The organism is Microbacterium sp. B19, assembly GCF_000333395.1.
In the GTDB taxonomy this organism is placed as follows: domain Bacteria; phylum Actinomycetota; class Actinomycetes; order Actinomycetales; family Microbacteriaceae; genus Microbacterium.
In genome coordinates this window covers 1-5,840 of the sequence record NZ_BADA01000146.1, presented here as the reverse complement: position 1 = coordinate 5,840, position 5,840 = coordinate 1, and the positions used below count along the sequence as shown (strand labels likewise).

Here is a 5,840-nt window from a genome sequence, read left to right as displayed (position 1 = left end):
TCCCCGAGCTCCGCGACGAACGGCAGCTCGGCCCCGGTGAGACCCGCCGCCTCCGCCAGTGCCTCGCGCGCCTCGTGCAGGCGCGGGGGAATGTTGTCGTCGCGGGTCTGCGTGCGGCGGTGCTCGGCTTCCAACGCTGCGAGCTGCTGGCGCAGAGCCGTATGCCGGCTGCTGGCGGCGACGAACGCGTCGCGCACGGCGGACTTGGCATCCGTGTCGCCGAGGCTCCGGCGCGCCTCGTCGACGAGCGCCGCGAAGCCCTTCGCGTCGGCGACCTCGGTGCCGAGCGTCGCGAGCGCGGCGTCGAAGCGGTCGCGGTCGCGCTGCATCCCGGCCCGGCGGCGTTCCAGCCCCCGCAGCTCGCGCTGGGCGGCGTCGAGTCGATCGCCGCCCGCGGCGCGCAGGACGTCGACGAGGCCGTCGCGCTCCGCCTCGGCGGCGTCGGCGAGCGCCTGGCGTTCGCGCACCAGGGCGTCGGTGGCGTGGGTGCGGTCGCGCAGCTCGTCCTCGACGGCGCCGAGCAGGTCGATGCGGCGCTGCGCGCGCCAGAGCGACGCGCGCGACGCCGGATCGCCGAAGCGCCCGAGCGCTTCGATGATGCGCACGCGTTCGGCGGCGTCGTCGATGCGGGTCGTGATGGTGCGGATCGGCTGCAGCGCCCGCACCTGCTGGCGCGCCTCGAGCATGCGGGTGCGCGTCGATTCGAGGCCGTCGAAGTGCGCGACCACGGCCTCGGCGGTCGCGAGCGTCTCGGGCTCCTCGAGCACCATGCGTTTGTAGAGGTCGTCGACGGTCGTGATCTGCTGTCCGGCCTGGATGCGGGCGAGCAGGCTCATGGCCTTCGTTCCGGCACCCGCGGCGCCGATGCCGAGCACGGCGTGCAGGCGCGCGGAGAACTCGCGGTCGGTGGCGAGGGTGTCGAGACCGGTCGCGCGGACCGCGGAGTCGGACAGGTGCTGGGAGGCCGCCCGCTCGAGCGTGCGCAGGTCGAAGGCGCCGTGGATCGTGCCGCGCACCTTCACGGCGTCGTCGAGCACGCGCGCCGCCGCGGGGATGTACCAGGCGCGCACGGCGGTGAAGCGGGCGCCGTCGTGGTCGACCCACGTCATCGCGATCGCCGTCCACGTGTCGGTGCCGTCGCCGCGCAGCACCCGTACCTTCGTGCCCTCGTCCGTGCGCGACTCGTCGAGCTTGCCGCGGCCGTACGACAGGATGTTGCGCTGCTCCTGCCCGCGCGGGCGGCCGACCACCGCGCCGTTGGAGGCGCCGTTGAACGGCGTCGTGTGCGGCATCATGAGCGCGACGTACGCGTCCATGAGCGTCGACTTCCCGGAACCGGATCCACCGCACAGGAGCGTCGCGGTGGGGGCGAAGCGCACGCGGTGCTCTCCGTCGTAGCCGCCCCAGTTGATGAGCTGCAGTTCCTCGGCGACCCACTGCTGACCGCGCGACGCGGCGGGGATCAGGCCGAACAGGGTCTCGAGCATCGTCATGCGTTCTGCTCCTCGCGAAGGGATGCCACGTTCCCGGCGTCATCGGACGGGGTGGGCTCGGCATCCGGTGTCTGCTCGTCCAACCACCGCTGCAGCTCGCGCAGCACCTCGGCGCTGAGCACGATCTCGATGAGAGGGCCGATGCGGTAGCGCCCCTCGGATTCCTCCTCGATGATCCCCTCACGGTCGAGGCGCGCGATCGCGGTGCGCACGGCGCGCTGCTGGCTCGCGCGCGTGCCGTCGGACTCGGCGAAGTACGTGAGGACGGTCTGCTCGACCTCTTCGACGTCGACGCGGGCCGACGGCGCACCCGCGGTCGTCTCGCGCTGGAACACCGTGCGCAGGTACACGAGCACGAGCGTCTCGGCACGCGAATACGCCTCGTCCTTGAGGAGGATCGGCACGTCGACCTCGTCGCTGCGGACCTGCTCCTTGTACGCGACGCAGCGATCGTGGTCGACGACGAGTCGCACGAACAGGTCGTGAGGGCGCGACTCGATCATCTGCTGGTGCTCCAGCAGCAGCTTCCACTCGGCGGGGGAGTTCTCGGCGAGCAGGAACCGGCGCTGCAGGATCCGCACGAGGACGCGTCGCACATCGGCATCCAGGATGCCGCGGTCCCCGGCGAACAGCGCGTCGGGGTCGTTCTCCATCGCGACGGGGGCGATGAAGGCGGGCGTGTCGTCGGAGGTGGGGGCGTGGGCGGACGTGTCGACGTCAGTCATCGGCATCCGTTTCTGTCGGGCGGACGGCGGTGACCGCCGTGAAAGCGAAGCGGCGGGTCGTGCCGTCGGGGCGGACCGCCTCGACCACGGAGACCTCGTCGCCCTCGGCGAGTCCACGACGGTGAGCGATCTCGAGGAGGCCGACCAGATCGACGGGGCGGCGGGTGTACTCCTCCGCTCCGGCGAAGGCCTCGGCGAGGTCGAAGCGCTCACCGAGCGTCTCGACGTAGCGTTCCAGCTCGGCGTAGTGCGGACCGCCCCACGCGCGGGTGTCCGCGTCGACGAACTCGACGTCGGCCTCGTCGGTCGACAGCGGTTCGGGAGCACCGGGTGGACGGACGTCGCTCAGCGACCGACGCAGATGGCCGACGTCGGCGAGCGGCAGGGTGCGCACCGGCTCGACGCGGCCCGGGGCCTTGGTCTGGCTCCACCGGTGCAACCCTGCCATGACCGAGCGGAGCAGGTCGTCGACCTGGCGGTCGCGGATCGGGTCGTGCGTCTTCACCTGCACGGTGATGACGTGCGATGCGCGGCGCTGGGCCGTGAGCACCTCCAGCACGCCCGCCTCGACGCGGCGGGCGATGGCATCCAGTTCTCCCCGCTGCTCGGGGGTCATGAGCCGCGCGAACGGCTGGGTGAGTACGGCGTGCAGCTGTTCGGTGAGGTCGTCGATGTGCTCGGGGTCGCCGATCAGGCGCAGCGCGCCCTGGAATGCCCGGCCCTCGGGCGTTGCCTGCATGACGTGCCGGCCGCGCTCGAGGTACTCGCGCAGCACGTCGCCGGTCGGGCGCGCGTCGCGGCGCAGCTCGGCGACGACGTCGCGCTGCATCGCGGTGATCGACTCGGCGACTCGGGAGAAGTCCGCCGGGAGCTCGCGCGCGAGGTGGATGACGTTCTCCGCCTCCTCGAGGAGGTGCTCGTCGTCGGGCGGCTCGATGACGCCCTCGTCGAGCGCCGCGATCTCGGCATCCAGGGCCGCCCGCTCGGCGAGCAGGGCCTCGCGGCGCCGCTCGGGATCGGTCTCGGCGTCGCGCGCGAGCCGCTCGACGGCGTCGAGCAGCGTCCGCACCCGGGACCGTGACACGCGTGCGCGCCCGCCGCCCGCCCGCCCCGCGATCTCGAGCGCTCCGACGGCGTGGGCGGAGAGGCGGTACACCTCGACGTCGTCCTCGATCTGGAGGCTCAGCCAGCCCACGCGCACCCAGCCGCGGCAGATGTCGCGCGCGGACCCGGCGGGGATGCGTCGGTCGTCCTCGGTGTCGTACCCCGCGGCGCGCAGTTCGTCCATCGCCTCGGCGACCTCGACGTGCGCGTCGGCGACCGCGACCGCGGGACGGTCGGGCGAGAACACGTTTGACAGCACGGCCACGACGAACGGTGCGAACCGCCCGTGCAGCAGATCGAGCATCGGGTTCTTGAACGCCGTGACCGAGCGCAGGTAAGCGGCTTCGGCGCGGGTGGTGGTCACTGGCTCGAGTCTACCGGCGGGGCGGGGCGGCCCCGATTCGCCGGTGCGCCGGTCGACGTCAGCTGCAGGAGTAGAGCGTGACGCCCGTCACGCCGTCCATCTCTCCGCCCTCCTTCGGTGCGGTGAGGTCCCACGTGCCCTCGCTCCGGCAGTGATCGTCCTTCACCAACGCCCGCACGGGATCGGGAGACCTCGGAGGAGAGGTGACGACGAAGAGGTGGTGGCCCTGGGCGATCATGTCGCGGAGGTCCCTCTCCCGGAACACCACCGCGTCGCCCGAATAGCCGCCGTCGGTCAGCACGCTCTGACCTGTCGCCGCGATGACCTGTCCCGACACCGCCCAGGAGTCGCTCACGAACAGGGGCCCGCCGTCTGTTCCACCGCCGTCCTTGCGCGCTTGCGCGACGAGCTGGCTCATCGCGGCGTTGAGTCCGGGGGTTCCGCCCCACGGCGTCGGCGGGGAAGCGTGGAAGACCTCGTCGGCTTGGGGAGAGCTGGTGCGGACGCCGACGTAGGCATCGCCACCGTCTCCGTCACGGGCCGCATCGACGACCTGTGAGCTGAACGCGATCGGGCCGCACAGCATCGCCAGAGCGAGCATCGCCGGGAACACCCGGCGCCCGGGCGCCCGCTCGGACGTGCGCTGCGGGCGCGCGAGAGCCGCAAGCGTGAGCGTCAGACCCGCGGCCCAGACGATCACGGCCGCCGTGACGAGAATCAACGGCATCCGCCCCTGGATGGAGAGGTACGTCCACCACCCGCCTTGCGCGGCGAGCAGCACAGGGGCCGCGAGGCGCGCGCCCAGCCGAGGAGCCGACCGCCACCGGACGGCCTCCCCCCAGGCGAACGCGGTGAGCAGGGCCAGCGGGACCCCCAGCGCGGCGACGTACGCGGTGTGAGGGACGCGCGCCGCGCTGAGCACGGTCGCCGACGTCGCGGTCCAGAGGACGAGGGCGATGAACAGAGCCCGGTGGGCGCGATCGGGTCCGATCACCGGGTCTGCGGCCCCGGCCCGCCGTGGCCACCACCGGATGATCCCGAACGCGATCGCGGCGAGCGCCGCGGGGTAGAGCCACCCGATCTGCGTCACCAGGGGCATCTCGATGAGCTTCGTCGGCGAATAGCTCTCCAGCGCGGCGGCAGTGGCGTGGGCTGCCGCCGCGTGAGCGGAGCCGTGTGCCGCTGCGATGACGGCGTTCATGAGGCCCTGAAGGCCCTCGCCGGAGGGATGGGAGCCGACGGCACCCGCGACGGCATCCGGAATCAGCCGGTCGAGACCGTTGTAGCCGAACACCATCGCGAAGACGTCGTCGTTCGTGGATCCGTCGACGAAGGGGCGAGCGGTCGGGGGGACCAGGCTCACCACGGCCATCCATGCCACTGAGGCCGTGACTGCCGACGCGATCAACACCGTCGCGCGACCCCAGGCGCGACGGGCCCCGACCGTCGCGAGTGCCGTCGCGACCACGAGCCCCGGGAGCACGAACCAGGCCGACATCATCTTCGCCTGGAAGCCCACCCCGATGAACAGTCCCGCCACGAGCAGGGGCCACCACCGGCCGGTCAGGGTCGCCCGCTGCCACCACACCAGCGCGACGGCGAGGGCCATCGTGAGCAGGCCGTCCTCCATCGGGTGCCCGAACATCGACACGAAGATCGGCGTCGAGGCCGCCGCCGCGGCGGCGACCAGGCCCATCCCGCGCCCACCCCAGCGCAGTCCCACGACCGCGCACGCGAGGATCGTGACGATGCCCTCGACCACCTGCGGCAGTGCGACCGACGACGTCGACATCCCGAACAGGTCGATGGCGAGAGCCTGAGGCACCGCGAACCCGGAGAGTTTGTCCAGTGTGATGGTGGACGCGGGGTCGAAGGCGCCGAAGAGCATCGCGTGCCACGACTCCGACATGGAACGGGCCGCGGCCTCGTAGAACGAGAAGTCGCCACCTTTCGACAGGTTCCAGGTCATGAGGACCGTGGCGGCGACGACGATGCCGAGGAGGGTGAGCCGCGCCCACCAGGGTTCGCGCCACCAGCGCGCGAGAGGGACGGGTGAAGTCACGCCGCTCAGGATGGAAGCGCCGGTCAAGTAAGTCGTAGGTGACGACTATGAACGTGCTGTGGAGCCGAACGCGGAACGGGACGGCACACGGA

General features: G+C 72.1%; 4 protein-coding genes. All 4 read right to left on the bottom strand.

What is annotated here, in order from left to right; all coding sequences use genetic code 11:
* A partial coding sequence (locus tag I5G_RS05695) for an ATP-binding protein (RefSeq protein WP_022878205.1) occupies positions 1–1,493 on the bottom strand: 1,493 nt, incomplete at its 3' end.
* Entirely contained in the window at positions 1,490–2,218 is a 729-nt protein-coding gene (locus I5G_RS20855; protein ID WP_022878204.1) for a DUF4194 domain-containing protein, read from the bottom strand. The genes I5G_RS05695 and I5G_RS20855, both read right to left, overlap by 4 nt.
* Positions 2,211–3,686 carry a DUF3375 domain-containing protein gene (locus tag I5G_RS05685; protein WP_022878203.1) on the bottom strand — a complete coding sequence of 492 codons (1,476 nt, stop codon included), beginning with the start codon at positions 3,684–3,686 and terminating at the stop codon, positions 2,211–2,213. Before I5G_RS05685 ends, I5G_RS20855 begins: the two co-directional genes overlap by 8 nt.
* A 58-nt stretch (positions 3,687–3,744) precedes the next feature.
* Entirely contained in the window at positions 3,745–5,748 is a 2,004-nt protein-coding gene (locus I5G_RS05680) for a glycosyltransferase family 39 protein (protein WP_022878202.1), read from the bottom strand.
* Positions 5,749–5,840 lie beyond the last annotated feature (92 nt).